The organism is Allobranchiibius huperziae (assembly GCF_013410455.1).
In the GTDB taxonomy this organism is placed as follows: domain Bacteria; phylum Actinomycetota; class Actinomycetes; order Actinomycetales; family Dermatophilaceae; genus Allobranchiibius; species Allobranchiibius huperziae.
This window is the reverse complement of the sequence record NZ_JACCFW010000001.1, coordinates 2,076,218-2,090,662: the sequence shown is the minus strand read 5'-3', so window position 1 is coordinate 2,090,662 and position 14,445 is coordinate 2,076,218. Positions and strand designations below refer to the sequence as shown.

Annotated in this window: 14 protein-coding genes; 10 read left to right on the top strand and 4 right to left on the bottom strand. The window is 69.6% G+C overall.

Annotation, left to right across the window (positions count from 1 at the left end):
- Nucleotides 1–82: 82 nt before the first annotated feature.
- The 6 genes from HNR15_RS09870 (at nucleotide 83) to HNR15_RS09845 (ending at nucleotide 4,184) form a co-directional block, all read left to right on the top strand.
- Nucleotides 83–1,171, top strand: coding sequence for a ferrochelatase (locus HNR15_RS09870; protein WP_179483699.1), 1,089 nt, complete (start codon nucleotides 83–85; stop codon nucleotides 1,169–1,171).
- Entirely contained in the window at nucleotides 1,171–2,007 is an 837-nt protein-coding gene (locus HNR15_RS09865; RefSeq protein ID WP_179481319.1) for an inositol monophosphatase family protein, read from the top strand. Before HNR15_RS09870 ends, HNR15_RS09865 begins: the two co-directional genes overlap by 1 nt.
- A gap of 111 nt (nucleotides 2,008–2,118) precedes the next feature.
- Complete coding sequence (locus HNR15_RS09860; RefSeq protein ID WP_179481317.1) at nucleotides 2,119–2,418, top strand: DUF4193 domain-containing protein; 300 nt, start codon at nucleotides 2,119–2,121, stop codon at nucleotides 2,416–2,418.
- 7 nt (nucleotides 2,419–2,425) lie between these two features.
- Entirely contained in the window at nucleotides 2,426–2,899 is a 474-nt protein-coding gene (gene dut, locus HNR15_RS09855) for a dUTP diphosphatase (RefSeq protein ID WP_343048491.1), read from the top strand.
- A gap of 29 nt (nucleotides 2,900–2,928) precedes the next feature.
- Nucleotides 2,929–3,801 carry a DUF3710 domain-containing protein gene (locus HNR15_RS09850; protein ID WP_343048490.1) on the top strand — a complete coding sequence of 291 codons (873 nt, stop codon included), beginning with the start codon at nucleotides 2,929–2,931 and terminating at the stop codon, nucleotides 3,799–3,801.
- Nucleotides 3,801–4,184: an OB-fold nucleic acid binding domain-containing protein gene (locus HNR15_RS09845; protein ID WP_179481313.1), complete on the top strand. Its 384-nt coding sequence runs from the start codon at nucleotides 3,801–3,803 to the stop codon at nucleotides 4,182–4,184. The genes HNR15_RS09850 and HNR15_RS09845 overlap by 1 nt, the downstream gene beginning before the upstream one ends.
- Before the next feature lie 99 nt (nucleotides 4,185–4,283).
- On the opposite strand, the gene HNR15_RS09840 is transcribed toward HNR15_RS09845, so the two are convergent.
- Nucleotides 4,284–4,982: a potassium channel family protein gene (locus HNR15_RS09840; RefSeq protein WP_179481311.1), complete on the bottom strand. Its 699-nt coding sequence runs from the start codon at nucleotides 4,980–4,982 to the stop codon at nucleotides 4,284–4,286.
- 12 nt (nucleotides 4,983–4,994) lie between these two features.
- Nucleotides 4,995–5,660 carry a potassium channel family protein gene (locus tag HNR15_RS09835; protein WP_179481309.1) on the bottom strand — a complete coding sequence of 222 codons (666 nt, stop codon included), beginning with the start codon at nucleotides 5,658–5,660 and terminating at the stop codon, nucleotides 4,995–4,997.
- A 61-nt stretch (nucleotides 5,661–5,721) separates the two neighbouring features.
- On the opposite strand from HNR15_RS09835, the gene HNR15_RS09830 reads away from it, so the two are divergent.
- The 3 genes from HNR15_RS09830 to acnA all read left to right on the top strand — a co-directional run bounded on the left by HNR15_RS09830 (nucleotide 5,722) and on the right by acnA (nucleotide 11,911).
- Nucleotides 5,722–7,728 carry an APC family permease gene (locus tag HNR15_RS09830; RefSeq protein ID WP_425484530.1) on the top strand — a complete coding sequence of 669 codons (2,007 nt, stop codon included), beginning with the start codon at nucleotides 5,722–5,724 and terminating at the stop codon, nucleotides 7,726–7,728.
- A 6-nt stretch (nucleotides 7,729–7,734) separates the two neighbouring features.
- Nucleotides 7,735–9,054: a class I SAM-dependent RNA methyltransferase gene (locus HNR15_RS09825; protein ID WP_218883654.1), complete on the top strand. Its 1,320-nt coding sequence runs from the start codon at nucleotides 7,735–7,737 to the stop codon at nucleotides 9,052–9,054.
- Between the two features lie 187 nt (nucleotides 9,055–9,241).
- Nucleotides 9,242–11,911: an aconitate hydratase AcnA gene (gene acnA / locus HNR15_RS09820; protein WP_425484529.1), complete on the top strand. Its 2,670-nt coding sequence runs from the start codon at nucleotides 9,242–9,244 to the stop codon at nucleotides 11,909–11,911.
- 66 nt (nucleotides 11,912–11,977) lie between these two features.
- Here the strand turns inward: acnA and HNR15_RS09815 are convergent, their stop codons facing one another.
- Together HNR15_RS09815 and HNR15_RS09810 are read right to left on the bottom strand one after the other, a co-directional pair.
- Nucleotides 11,978–12,469, bottom strand: coding sequence for an SRPBCC family protein (locus tag HNR15_RS09815; RefSeq protein ID WP_179481303.1), 492 nt, complete (start codon nucleotides 12,467–12,469; stop codon nucleotides 11,978–11,980).
- A gap of 1 nt (nucleotide 12,470) precedes the next feature.
- Nucleotides 12,471–12,842: an ArsR/SmtB family transcription factor gene (locus HNR15_RS09810; RefSeq protein WP_179481301.1), complete on the bottom strand. Its 372-nt coding sequence runs from the start codon at nucleotides 12,840–12,842 to the stop codon at nucleotides 12,471–12,473.
- A gap of 103 nt (nucleotides 12,843–12,945) precedes the next feature.
- Between HNR15_RS09810 and HNR15_RS09805 the strand changes: the two genes are divergently transcribed.
- Nucleotides 12,946–14,442, top strand: coding sequence for a purine-cytosine permease family protein (locus HNR15_RS09805; protein WP_179481299.1), 1,497 nt, complete (start codon nucleotides 12,946–12,948; stop codon nucleotides 14,440–14,442).
- The last annotated feature ends 3 nt before the right edge of the window (nucleotides 14,443–14,445 follow it).

Below are 14,445 nucleotides of genomic sequence, written 5' to 3'. Positions count from 1 at the left end.
GCCGGGCGGCGTGAGCGAAGAGGTCCTCGCCGCCGCGACCGAGCCGGTGCCCGACCCGGGGCCGCAGGAGGAACTCGCCGCGATGGTGCCGTACGACGCGGTCGTGCTGCTGTCGTTCGGCGGCCCGGAGGCACCGGAGGAGGTCATGCCGTTCCTGCGCCGCGTGACCGCAGGTCGCGGCATCCCCGACGAGCGGCTGGAGTCGGTGGCGAAGCACTACTACGACTTCGGCGGAGTCAGTCCGATCAACGACCAGTGCCGCGCGTTGCGCGACGCCCTGCACGGCGAGCTGCGCCGCCGCGGCATCGCGACGCCGGTGCTGTGGGGCAACCGCAACGGCGAGCCGTTCCTGGTCGACACCCTGCGCGAGGCGTACGACGGGGGAGCCCGCCGGGTGCTGGTGGTCACCACGAGCGCGTACTCCTCCTACAGCTCCTGCCGGCAGTACCGAGAGGACATCGCCGCCGCCCAGATCGAACTGCAGGACGAGGGCCTCGAGCTGGCCGTCGACAAGATCCGCCCCTACGCGACCCACCCGAGCTTCTCCCGGGTCAACACCCGCCTCGTGACCGACGCCGTCCGCGCATGCGGTCAGCCGGACGACGAGAAGCTGCGGGTCGTCTTCGTGACCCACTCGATCCCGGAGGCGATGGACGACACCTCCGGTCCCGGCGACGGTGAGGGCAGCCTCTACGAGCACCAGCACGACGAGATCGCGCACGTCATCCTCGACGAGGCGGGGATCACCCTGGACCGCGACCTGCACGGGGCGCTCGTCTACTGCTCCCGCTCGGGTGCCCCCGGGCAGCCGTGGCTCGAGCCGGACGTCAACGACCACCTTCGTGAGCTGGCCGCCAAGGGCGTCACGGACGTCGTGGTGGCGCCGATCGGCTTCGTCTCCGACCACATGGAGGTCAAGTACGACCTCGACACCGAGGCGCGCGCGACCGCCGACGAGCTCGGCCTGCGGATGACCCGGGTGCCGACCGTCGGGGTGGACCCGGAGTTCGTGAGCGGGCTGGTCGACCTCGCCGAGGAGCGGGCCGCCCAGGCGCGCGGCGAACAGGTGCTGCTGCCCGCGTGGCCGGGTGCCGCGATGCCGTCGGTGTGCGCCGCGGGCTGCTGTCCCAACCTGCGCACGCCCAAGCCGGCCGCGTGCGGGAGCGACTGATGGCGACCGACCGTCCGCAGCTCGGCCACCCCGAGCTCGCCACCCTGGAGCAGATGGCGTGCGACCTCGCGATGTCCGCGGGGCGCCTGATCGTCGACGAGCGGCCCCGCGGGCTCGGCGTGGCGGCCACCAAGTCCAGCGACACCGACGTGGTCACGGTGATGGACCAGCGCAGCGAGGCGTTCCTGCGTGAACGCCTCGACCAGTTGCGTCCCGACGACGGCCTGCTGGGCGAGGAGGGCGCCCAGCACGAGGGCAGCTCGGGCATCACCTGGGTGGTCGACCCCATCGACGGCACCGTCAACTACCTCTACGAGATCCCGGCGTACGCGGTGTCCGTCGCGGCGTGCGTCGGCGACGTACGGCAGGGCGGGGAGTGGAGCACGGTGGCCGGCGCGGTTTACAACCCGGTCACCGACGAGCTCTTCCACGCCCACGCCGGCGGTGGCGCGTTCCTTCGGCGACGCGGCGACGTGCAGTCGCTCTCGGTGAGCGGGGAGAAGCATCTCGCGAAGTCGCTGGTGGGCACCGGCTTCGGGTACGAGATCGCCAAACGCGAGCGGCAGGGCGCGGTCGTCGCGAGCCTGATCGGCCAGGTGCGCGACATCCGCCGGATCGGCAGCGCCGCCCTCGACCTGTGCTCGGTGGGGGCGGGCCGTCTCGACGTCTATTACGAGTCGGGCCTGAATCCTTGGGACCAGGCCGCCGGCCAGCTCGTCGTCACCGAGGCCGGAGGAGTGGTCGTGGGCAGGGGTGACGGACCCCCGGACAAGGACCTCGTCGTCGCTGGTCCAGCCCCTCTGGTGGCCGCCCTGAAGAGCGTTCTGAAGGTGTAGTCGCCACCGGGAATGACCCCGGTTGGCCATGCGTTCAGCGGGTAGGTAACAATTCCTCCGCCCGTCGGCGAAGTTCACGGGCGAGCGCATGAGCATCAGAGAGGGCATGGCATGGCGACTGACTACGACGCCCCACGTAAGACCGACGACGACCTGAGCGAAGACTCGATCGAAGAGCTGAAGTCGCGCCGCGTCGACAAGAACGCCGCGAGCGTCGATGTCGATGAGACCGAGCAGGCCGAGGGCTTCGAGCTGCCCGGCGCGGACCTGTCCGGCGAGGAGCTGTCCGTCCAGGTGATCCCGCGCCAGGCGGATGAGTTCACCTGCTCGCGCTGCTTCCTCGTGCACCACCGCAGCCAGCTGGTCAGCGACGCCGACGGAGTCCTCGTCTGCAGCGAGTGCGCGGCCTGAGCGCTTCGTGAGCGCCGTCCCGGTCCCGATCCGCAGGCTGGATCCGGGACTCCCGCTCCCGTCGTACGCCCGCCCGGGCGACGCGGGGGTGGATCTGCACGCGCGGATCGGCCTGACCATCCCGCCGGGGCACCGTGCACTGATCCCGACGGGGATCGCCATCGAGCTGCCCGACGGGTACGCCGGATTCGTGCACCCGCGCTCCGGCCTCGCGGCCCGACACGGCATCACGATGGTCAATGCCCCGGGCACCATCGACTCCGGCTTCCGCGGCGAGATCCAGGTCAACCTGATCAACCTCGATCCCCGCGAGTCGTTCTCGTTCGACCGGGGCGACCGCATCGCGCAGCTGATCGTCCAGCGCGTCGAAGAGGTGCAGTGGAGCGAGGTGGACGTCCTGGGCTCCAGTGAGCGCGGCCAGGGCGGTCACGGTGCGTCCGGCGGTTTCACCAGTCCGCCGACGCGGGATACGGTGCGCTGACATCAGTTCGAGGAAGGGAAGTTGGACCCGTGGGGATCTTCCGCCGCAAGGCGCGTGAGGACGGGCCGACCGCGTCCGGGCACGACGACGACGCGGCGTCGGCCGAGGTCGAGTCGGACGACACCGGAGCAGAGGACATCGAGGCGACGGATCTCGCGTCCGAGACCGACTCCGTCGGCTCCGATGTCGGCGACGCCGCCGACGCGGACCTGAGTGACGCCGGCGACGACGAGGCCGACGACTCGCACCACGAGCTTCCCGGTCGCCTGCCGCGGCCGCACGACCTGGATCGCAGTAAGGGCCCGTTCGACCGCTCGGAGGTCAAGAACCTCGACGACCGGCTCGACTTCGGCGCACTCGCGCTGCGTCCGCTGGCCGGCATGGAGTTGCGCCTCGACGTGGACCAGGAGGCCGGAAACATCACCGGCATCACTGCCGTGTTGGGCGAATCGGCCTGCCAGGTGCAGGTGTTCGCAGCACCCAAGAGCCGGGGCATCTGGGATGACATTCGCGACGAGATCGCCGACGGGCTGATCACGGGCGGTGGGTCGGCCACTGAAGAGCTCGGTCCGCTCGGCATCGAGCTGGCCGTGCGCATCCCGGCGCGCGGCAACGACGGCCGTACGACGTACTCCGCCGCGCGCTTCGCCGGCGTCGACGGCCCACGCTGGTTCCTGCGCGCGGTCTTCTCCGGTGCCGCAGCGACCGACGCGGCGGCAGCCGCCACGTTGGTGGACTTCGTGCGCGACACGGTGGTCCTGCGCGGCAGCGAAGCGCGGGCGCCGCGGGAGCTGCTGGAACTGAAGGTGCCCGATGCGGTGGCCGAGGCCGCCGAGGAGGAGAATGCTCCTCGTACGCTCGATCCGTTCGAGCGAGGGCCTGAGATCACGGAGGTGCGCTGATGGGCGCAACGGCGACGATTCGCGAGGCGGCGCGCCGATTCAGCAGGTCGTCGGCTGCCATCGAGCGCGACGAGCTGCGTGAGGCCGCCACCAAGCGGGGCGGCACCCCGATCGAGGCGTGCTGCGACCGTCAGATCGCGGGCTGTTGCGGCACCGTTCGCTACACCAGCCTGCGTCCGCGCACCGATTCCGTGCCGGCGTTCGTCGTCGGTCTGGACGACGGCACCCGGATGATGCAGCTGGTCTGGCTGGGCCGCCGGAGCATCGCCGGCATCGAGCCGGGCGTCTACCTGACCGTCAAGGGTCGGGTGCTGCACCGTCGCGGCATGCCCACGATCTTCAACCCCGAGTACGAGATCAAGCCCGCCGTCGAGGTGGACTGACCCGGCTGATCCGACGCACCGGGCATCCGGCCGGGCGACATAGCGAAGGGCGCGCTCCGCGGAGCGCGCCCTTCGCTATGTCGCCGAATTGCCGCAGGCTCAGGTGCTCTCGTGGGAGACAGTGCGCACGTCGGCGATGTCGCGTCCGGTCATCGCGGCACCGAGCGCCGCCTCGGCGTCGGCGGTGGCGAGGAAGAGCAGCTCGTCAAGACCCTCGATGGGCTCGGTCCGGGTGGGCACGATCGGCCGCTCGTCCCGGATGATGCCGACCAGCACGCAGTCCGGCGGCAGGTCCAGCCCGCCCACGGTCTGACCGACGGCCGGGCTGTCCGACGGGATGGTGATCTCGACCATCGTCGCCTTGCCCTGCTGGAACTGGAAGAGGCGCACGAGGTCGCCCACGCTGACGGCTTCCTCGACGAGTGCGGTCATGATGCGCGGGGTCGACACCGCGACGTCCACACCCCACGCCTCGTCGAACATCCACTCGTTCTTGGGGTTGTTGACGCGTCCGACCGTGCGCGCGATGCCGAACTCGGTCTTCGCGAGCAGCGAGACGACGAGGTTGACCTTGTCGTCACCGGTCGCGCAGACCACGACGTCGCAGTCCTGCACCTGCGCCTCCTGCAGGGTGCTCATCTCGCACGCGTCGGCGAGCAGCCAGGACGCGTCCGGCACCGACGCGGTGCGGTCGTCCTCCGCGTACTTGTCGATGAGCAGCACCGCGTGCCCGTTGTGGATGAGTTCGCGGGCGATCGAGCGGCCGACACTGCCCGCTCCGACGACGACGACGCGCATGGTGGGGAACTCCTACAGATCTGCGGGTCGGGGTGAGGTGAGGGTTTCCTCGATCTCCGGACGACGGTCGCGCTCGGCGAGGACCTGCAAGAGGTCGCCTTCCTGCAGCACCGTGTCCGGGTCGGGCAGGCGGCCCTCGCCGAGGCGGGTGAAGTACCCGACGCGGGCGCCGGTCTCGCGCTCGATGACCCGCAGCGGTGTGCCGACCCAGCTGATGTGCGGGCTCAGATCGAGCAGGCTGATGCGGCCGCTCGGGTCGGTGTGCAGCGGGATGGCGCCCTGCGGCACGAGCCGGCGCAGCACCTGGTCGGCCGTCCAGCGGACGGTGGCGACGGTCGGGATGCCGAGGCGCTGGTAGATCTCGGCGCGGCCCGGGTCGTAGATGCGCGCGACGACGTGCTCCACGTCGAAGGTCTCGCGAGCGACACGCGCGGCCAGGATGTTGGAGTTGTCGCCGCTGCTGACCGCGGCGAACGCGTACGCGTTGCGGATGTCCGCACGCTCCAGCGTCTCGCGGTCGAAACCGACTCCGGTGATGCGCGATCCGGCGAAATTGGACCCGAGACGACGGAAGGCTCCCTCGTCCTGGTCGATGATCGCGACCTCATGCCCGTGCTCCTGTAGGCCGATGGCCAGCGTGGAGCCGACCCGGCCGCATCCCATGATCACGAAGTGCACGCCGAGGACGCTACCGGAGTGTGCGCGAAGCTCCGGCATCTCGCCCCTAGACTCTGCGGTTGTGTCAGTGACTGGACGAACCATCAAGCGTGTGCTCGTCGGTCGCGCGATGCGCAGTGACAAGCTGGGCGACACGCTGCTGCCCAAGCGGTTGGCCCTGCCGATCTTCGCGAGTGACGCGCTCTCCTCGGTGGCGTACGCGCCCGACGAGATCCTGATCACCCTCGGCGCGGCCGGTGGCGCGTTCGTGACCACCAACTCCTGGTACATCACCGGCGCCGTCGTCTTCGTGATGGCGATCGTCGTGGCGTCCTACCGCCAGAACGTGCACGCCTACCCCTCCGGCGGTGGCGATTACGAGGTCGCGACCACCAACCTGGGCCCCAAGGCGGGCCTGACCGTGGCCTCGGCCCTGCTCGTGGACTACACGCTCACGGTGGCGGTGTCGGTGTCCTCCGGCGTCCAGAACGCGTCCGCGGCACTGCCGTTCGTGCAGGGCCGCGAGGTCATCGTGGCCGTGCTGCTCGTGGTCGCGTTGACGGCGCTCAATCTGCGCGGCGTGCGCGAGTCCGGCTCGTACTTCGCCATCCCCGTCTATCTGTTCATCCTCGGCATCGTCGGGCTGGCGATCGTCGGGGTGTTCCGCAAGCTGATGGGCGACCTTCCGCTCGCTGAGAGCGCGAAGTTCTCCCTCGCCCCGCAGGCGGGCATGTCGTCGTTGTCGCAGTTCGCGATGCTCTTCCTGCTGTTGCGCGCCTTCTCCAGCGGATGTGCCGCGCTCACCGGTGTCGAGGCGATCTCCAACGGTGTGCCGGCGTTCAAGAAGCCCAAGAGCAAGAACGCCGCCACGACGCTGCTGATGATGGGCTCCATCGCGGTCATCATGCTCGTCTCGATCATCGCCCTGTCGCGCTGGACCGGCATCCACATGCAGGACCCCGACCACCCGGGCAGGCTCCTGCTGCACGGCAAGCCGGTCGAGAACTACAACGAGAACACCGTCCTCGGGCAGTTGTCCCATGCGGTCTTCCACGGCTTCGCGCCGGGCATCATCTTCGTCTCGATCGTGACCGGCATCATCCTCGTGCTGGCCGCGAACACCGCGTTCAACGGGTTCCCGGTGCTGGCGTCGATCCTCGCGAAGGACGGCTTCCTGCCTCGGCAGCTGCACACCCGCGGCGACCGGCTGGCCTACTCCAACGGCATCCTGATCCTCGCGGGCGCGGCGGTCGCCCTGATCGTGATCTACCACGCCGAGACCACCCGACTGATCCAGCTCTACATCGTCGGCGTCTTCGTCTCCTTCACGACCAGCCAGACCGGCATGATCCGGCACTGGAACAGGCACCTGAAGGAGGAGCAGGACCCCAAGGTCAGATACCGGATGCGGCGCTCGCGCGTCATCAACGCCGTCGGCGCGGTGATGGCCGGGCTGGTGCTGGTCGTCGTCCTGTTGACGAAGTTCACCCACGGCGCCGGGTACGCCGTCGGCGCGATGGTCGTGCTCTACATCCTTATGCTCGGCATCCGCCGCCACTACGCGCACGTGCGCGACGAGCTGGCGCTGTCCGACATCGACGGCGACGAGCAGGTGCTGCCCGCACGACTGCACGTCATCGTGCTGGTCTCCAAGATCCACAAGCCGACGATGCGGGCGCTGGCGTACGCGCGGGCGACCCGTCCCGCGGTGCTCGAGGCGCTGACCGTGGACGTGAACCACGAGGAGACGCAGGCGCTCAAGGACGAGTGGAAGCGGCGCGACATCCCCGTCACGCTCAGCACGGTGGCGTCGCCCTACCGCGAGATCACCCGGCCGGTCATCAACTACGTGCGCGCCATCCGGCGCGACAGCCCGCGCGACGTGGTGATGGTCTACATCCCCGAGTACGTGCTCGGGAAGTGGTGGGAACAGCTGCTGCACAACCAGTCCGCGCTGCGCCTGAAGGCCCGGCTGCTCTTCACGCCCGGTGTGATGGTCACCAGCGTGCCGTGGCAGCTGCACTCCTCCGAGGGGTCCGAGGACCGCTTCGACGGGTCTGCTCCGGGGTCCGTCCGGCTCGGTCGCTGACCCGCGATGCCCCAGCGCCCCCGCTCCGGCGAACCCCGCCGCGGACGACCCGAACGGCGCGGCGGATCGCGTCGCCCCGCACGCCGCACCGGCAGCGATCCCGCCGCGCCCGGCTCGATGGTGGGGACCGAGCTGGTCCTGGACATCGGGGCGGTCGCGCACGGTGGATCGTGCGTCGCGCGTACGGAGGGCCGCGTCGTCTTCGTGCGGCACACGCTGCCGGGGGAGCGGGTGCGCGCGCGCGTCACCGACGGCACCCGCACCTCGCGCTTCCTGCGGGCCGACGCGGTCGAGGTGCTCGATGCCTCACCCGAACGGCGCACGCCGGCGTGTCCCTGGTCCGGCCCGGGCCGCTGCGGAGGGTGCGACTGGCAGCACACGAGCGCGGCGTACGGACGAGAGTTGAAGACCGCGGTGGTCGCCGAGCAGCTGCGCCGGTTGGCGGGCATCGACTGGACGGGCGACGTCGAGGCCGTGCCCGGCGACGAGGACGGGCTGCGCTGGCGCACCCGCGTCGAGCTCGCGACCGGTCCGGACGGCCGGGCGGGGTTCCGCGCACACCGCTCACACGACGTCGTACCCGTCGAGGACTGCGTGATCAGCGTGCCGCAGGTGCGGGCGACCGGGATCTTCACCGAGCGCTTCGAGGCCGGGATCACCGGCGTGGACGTCGCCGTGTCGTCCGACGGCTCGGCGACCGCAGTGCTGCTGCCGCACCGCGGCGAGGTGCCGGGTGTGCTCGAGAGCGTGACCGCGGGTGGGACGTCACTGGACTTCGAGGTGTCCGCGCGCGGTTTCTGGCAGGTGCACCCCGGGGCGGCGCCGACCTTCGTGGACGAGGTGCTGCGGCAGCTCGCGCCGCGACCGGGCGAGCGGGTGCTCGACCTCTACTGCGGCGTCGGGCTCTTCACCAGGTTCCTCGCCGAGCGGGTGGGGCACAGCGGTGCTGTCCTCGGCATCGAGGGTGACGAGCGTGCGGTGTCCGACGCGCAGGCCGCCCTGCGCGAGGTGCCGCAGGCGCGGATCGAGCGCTCCGACGTACGTCGTGCCGAGCCGCTCGTCGAGCGGCACCTGGGCGGCGCCGCCGATCTGGTGGTGCTGGACCCGCCGCGCACCGGCGCCGGTCGCGAGGTCGTGCAGCAGATCGCCCGACTGCGCCCGCGGGCCGTCGCCTACGTTGCGTGCGACCCCTCGGCGCTGGCCCGTGACCTGGCGTACGCGGCGGACGAGGGCTACGCGCTGACGTCGCTGCGCGCGTTCGACGCGTTCCCGATGACCCACCACGTCGAGTGCATCGCGATCCTCGTTCCAGCTGAGCGGGGCTGACCGGCACGACGCCGGTTGTCAGCGTTTCTGTGACGCCGCCGCCCCTGATCCGCTGACAACGGAGGCGGGGTGCGCGTTAGGTCGACCTTTGCTGCCGGGAGCGCAGCGGATATGCTTGACTTATCTTGACGTCAAGATAAATGAGATGCGGCCGGAACGGCGCGACGGACAGGACGAAGGAGTCGGCGTGAGCACCAACAGCTTCGATGCGAAGGACACCCTGAAGGTGGGGGAGAACTCCTACGAGTTCTATCGCCTGGACAAGGTCGAGGGGTCCTCGGACCTGCCGTTCAGCCTCAAGGTGCTGCTGGAGTGTCTGCTGCGCACCGAGGACGGCGCGAACATCACCGCCGACCACGTGCGGGCGCTGGGCGGATGGAAGGCCGACGCCGAGCCGGACACCGAGATCCAGTTCACCCCGGCCCGCGTGATCATGCAGGACTTCACCGGTGTGCCGTGCGTGGTCGACCTGGCCACCATGCGCGAGGCCGTGGCCGACCTCGGTGGCGACGCCAAGAAGATCAACCCCCTTGCTCCGGCCGAGATGGTCATCGACCACTCGGTGATCATCGACGTCTTCGGCCGCGCCGACGCGTTCGAGCGCAACGTGGAGATCGAGTACGGCCGCAACAAGGAGCGTTACCAGTTCCTGCGCTGGGGCCAGACCGCGTTCGACGACTTCAAAGTCGTGCCCCCGGGCACCGGCATCGTGCACCAGGTCAACATCGAGCACCTGGCCCGCTCGATCATGACCCGGGGCGGCGTGGCCTACCCGGACAGCTGCGTCGGCACCGACAGCCACACCACGATGGTCAACGGCCTGGGCGTGCTCGGCTGGGGCGTCGGCGGCATCGAGGCAGAGGCCGCGATGCTCGGCCAGCCCGTCTCGATGCTCATCCCGCGCGTCGTCGGCTTCCGCCTCACCGGCGCGATCCCGGCCGGCGCGACCGCGACCGACGTCGTCCTCACGATCACCCAGATGCTGCGCGAGCATGGCGTGGTCGGCAAGTTCGTGGAGTTCTACGGCGACGGCGTCGCCTCCGTGCCGCTGGCCAACCGCGCGACCATCGGCAACATGAGCCCGGAGTTCGGCTCCACCTGCGCGATCTTCCCGATCGACGACGTGACGCTGGAGTACCTGCGCCTCACCGGCCGCGACGAGGACCACGTCGCGCTGGTCGAGTCCTACGCCAAGACCCAGGGCCTGTGGCACGACCCGTCCAACGAGCCGCGCTTCTCGGAGTACCTCGAGCTCGACCTGTCCACGGTCGTCCCCTCCATCGCCGGTCCGAAGCGTCCGCAGGACCGCATCGTCGTGTCCGACGCCAAGACCCAGTTCGCGCTCGACGTCAAGAACTACGGCGTCGAGGGCGGTCTGCGCGAGGAGCAGGTGACCCCGGCCGAGGGGCCGGCGTACGGGCTGAAGGACGGCTCGGTCGTCATCGCCTCGATCACGAGCTGCACCAACACCTCCAACCCGTCGGTGATGATGGCCGCGGCGCTGCTCGCGAAGAACGCCGTCGACAAGGGCCTCACGGTGCCGCCGTGGGTGAAGACCTCGATGGCGCCCGGCTCGCAGGTCGTCACCGGTTACTACGAGAACGCCGGCCTGTGGCCCTACCTGGAGAAGCTCGGCTTCTACCTCGTCGGATACGGGTGCACCACGTGCATCGGCAACTCCGGCCCGCTCAACGAGGAGATCTCCCAGGCCGTGCAGGAGCACGACCTGACCGTGGTCTCCGTGTTGTCCGGCAACCGCAACTTCGAGGGCCGGATCAACCCGGACGTGAAGATGAACTACCTGGCCTCGCCGCCGCTGGTCATCGCGTACGCGCTCGCCGGCACGATGAACTTCGACTTCGAGGTCGACCCTCTGGGGCAGGACACCGCCGGCAACGACGTCTTCCTCAAGGACATCTGGCCGGCCCCCGACGACGTGGAGAGGACCATCGCGTCGTCCATGGACCGAGCGCTGTTCGTCAAGGACTACGCCGACGTCTTCGCCGGCGATGAGCGCTGGCAGAGCCTGCAGACCCCCGAGGGCGACACGTTCGCCTGGGACGCCGACTCGACGTACGTGCGCAAACCGCCGTACTTCGACGGCATGCCGGCCGAGCCCGAGCCCGTCTCGGACATCAAGGGCGCACGCGTCCTGGCGAAGCTGGGCGACTCGGTGACCACCGACCACATCAGCCCGGCCGGTTCGATCAAGGCCGACAGCCCCGCGGGCAAGTACCTGTCCGAGCATGGCATCGAGCGCAAGGACTTCAACTCCTACGGCTCGCGCCGCGGCAACCACGAGGTCATGGTGCGCGGCACGTTCGCCAACATCCGGCTGCGCAACCAGCTGCTGGACGGCGTGGAGGGCGGCTTCACCCGCAACTTCCTCGCCGGCGGCGAGCAGACCACGATCTTCGACGCGTCGGCGGCCTACCAGGAGGCCGGCGTGCCGCTGGTCGTGCTCGGCGGCAAGGAGTACGGCTCCGGCTCGTCGCGTGACTGGGCGGCCAAGGGCACCCGGCTGCTCGGCGTCAAGGCCGTCATCACCGAGTCGTTCGAGCGCATCCACCGCTCCAACCTGATCGGGATGGGCGTGCTCCCGCTGCAGTTCCCGCAGGGGCAGAACATCGAGTCGCTCGGCCTGGACGGCACCGAGATCTTCGACATCAGCGGCGTCGAGGCGCTGAACGAGGGCCGTACGCCCAAGACGGTGCACGTGACCGCGACCAAGGGCGACGGGGCGGTCGTGGAGTTCGACGCGGTCGTGCGCATCGACACCCCCGGGGAGGCGGAGTACTTCCGTAACGACGGCATCCTGCAGTACGTGCTGCGCTCGCTGGTGAAGGCCGGCGCCTGACGTAGACACCGGCTTCACGCCGAACGACCCCTGCCGTCACGCGGCAGGGGTCGTTCGGCGTCCGGGTCAGGAGGCGATCAGGTCGTCGATCTGGTTGATCGCCTGGGAGGAGCCCTCGATCACTCCCATGTCGAGCACCTTCTGCAGACCCTCGGCGGTCGTGTACGTGCTGACGTAGGTCGCCCGCGTCTTGCCGCCGATGTCCTCGAACCGGTAGACGTTCTGCGACACCGGCATCGCCTCGTCGGGGGCGAAGTCGTCGGCGTTCTTGGCGAAACCGTCCTCGAACTCGAAGCCGTGCGGGGCGTCCACAGAGGTCACGTGCCACCATCCGGGGTACTTCTCGCCCTCGGGGCTCGTCATGTAGTAGTGCACCCGGCCGCCCTTGGTGAGCGAGTGGTCCACGACGGTGGCCGGGTAGGTCGGCGGCCCCCACACGCGCTCGAGCTGGCGCGGGTCGGCGTACACCTCCCAGACACGCTCGACGGGTGCCGCGAACTCGGCGGTGATGGTCAGCGTGCGGGCCTCGGCCTGGGTGTTGACATCGGTGACGGGCATGTCACTTCTCCTCTGGTGTCGGGTTGTTCGTGATGTCGGTCGTTCCGGTCTTCTCGGTGGTGAGCAGTTCGTCGATCCGGGAGATCCGGCCGCGCCAGATCTGCTCGAGCTCACCGAGCATCGACGCGACCGAACGGATCGCTTCGACGTCTCCGCTCGCGAGCTGTTCGCGTCCGTGGCGGCGCTTGACGAGCAGCCCTGCCCGTTCGAGGACGGCGACGTGCTTCTGCACGGCCGCGAAACTCATCGGGTAGTGCTCCGCCAGCGCCGACACCGAGTGCTCGCCGGCGAGAATGCGGCGCAGGATGTCGCGACGCGTCCGGTCGGCGAGTGCGCGGAACATCGCGTCCGCGGCGTCCTCGGGATCGGTCATGAGCACAACGTACAACCAAATGGTTGTACGTTGTCAAGAGTGGATTCAAGATCGAATGCCGGATGTCCCGCCGCGCGGCGGCGGCTGGCCTAGCGTGATCGTCATGGCGACGACGCAGGCACCAGAGGTGCGCGCCCCGAGCGGGGTGGAGGCCAACGGTCTGAACGTGATCGAGGAGTCCGAACGGCACGGGCAGCCCGCGTCGCTCTTCTGGCCCTGGTTCGCCTCCAACATCTCGGTGCTCGCGATCGCGTACGGCGCGTTCGTGATCGGCTTCGGACTCAACATCTGGCAGGCGCTCGGCGCCGCGGTGGTCGGCAGCATCGGCTCGTTCCTGCTGTGCGGGTTCGTCTCCGTCGCGGGCAAGCGCGGGTCGGCGCCGACCCTGGTGCTGTCGCGAGCGGCGTTCGGGCTCAACGGGAATCGCGTGCCGTCGGCGATCTCCTGGATCCTCACCGTCGGGTGGGAGACGGTGCTGGTGGTGCTCGCCACCCTCGGCACCTCGACGGTCTTCGCGCAACTCGGGTGGAGCCACGGCGCCGCCACCAAGCTGGTCGTCCTGCTGGTGGTGGCGGCGATCACGGTCGTCGCGGGAGTCTTCGGCTTCGCGCTCATCATGCGGCTGCAGACCGTCATCACCCTGGCGACCGCCGTCCTCACCATCGGCTACATCGCCCTTACCGTGCACCGCGTGCACTGGCACACGGTGAGCACCATGAAAGCCGGGGGAGTGCCACAGGTGCTCGGCGCGACGATCCTGGTGCTGACCGCGCTCGGCTTGGGGTGGGTCAACTGCGCGGCCGACTACAGCCGCTACCTGCCGCGTTCGACGCCCAGCCGCGGCGTCATCTTCTGGACCACGTTCGGCGGCGCGCTCGGCCCGGTGATGCTCGTGGTCTTCGGCATCCTGCTGGCCGCGTCCGATCCCAAGCTCTCCACCGCCATCGGTAGCGACCCGATCGGCGCGCTCACGTCCGCACTGCCCACGTGGTACCTGGTGCCGTTCGCGATCGTGGCGATCCTGGGCCTGATGTCCGGTGCCGTGCTCGACATCTACTCCTCGGGACTGTCGCTGCTCAGTCTCGGGCTGCGCGCGCCGCGCTTCGTCGCCGCGCTGATCGACGGCACGATCATGACGCTCGGCGGGATCTACGTCGTCTTCTTCACCTCCAGCAGCTTCGTGGCCAACTTCCAGGGCTTCCTGGTCACAGTGGGCGTGCCGATCGCCGCGTGGTGCGGTGTCTTCCTCGGCGACCTGGTGCTGCGGAGGCGCGCGTACGCCGATGCCGAGCTCTACGACGCCCGTGGCCGCTACGGTTCGTTCGCCCCGATCCCGTTGGTGCTGATGGTGATCGGGTCGGTGCTGGGGTGGGGGCTGGTCGTCACCTCGGCCAAGGTGTCGTGGCTGACATGGCAGGGCTATCTGCTGGACCCGCTGCACCTCGGCGGCAAGGAGGGCACCTGGGCGTACGCCGGACTCGGCGTGCTCGTCGCCATCGTCGTCGGTTTCGTGGGTGCCGTCGCCCTCACTTCCAGCACCGTCCGGCGCCAGGAGCGCGTCGATCCCACCTCCACCGCGAAGGCCGCGAGTGCCGTCTGACGT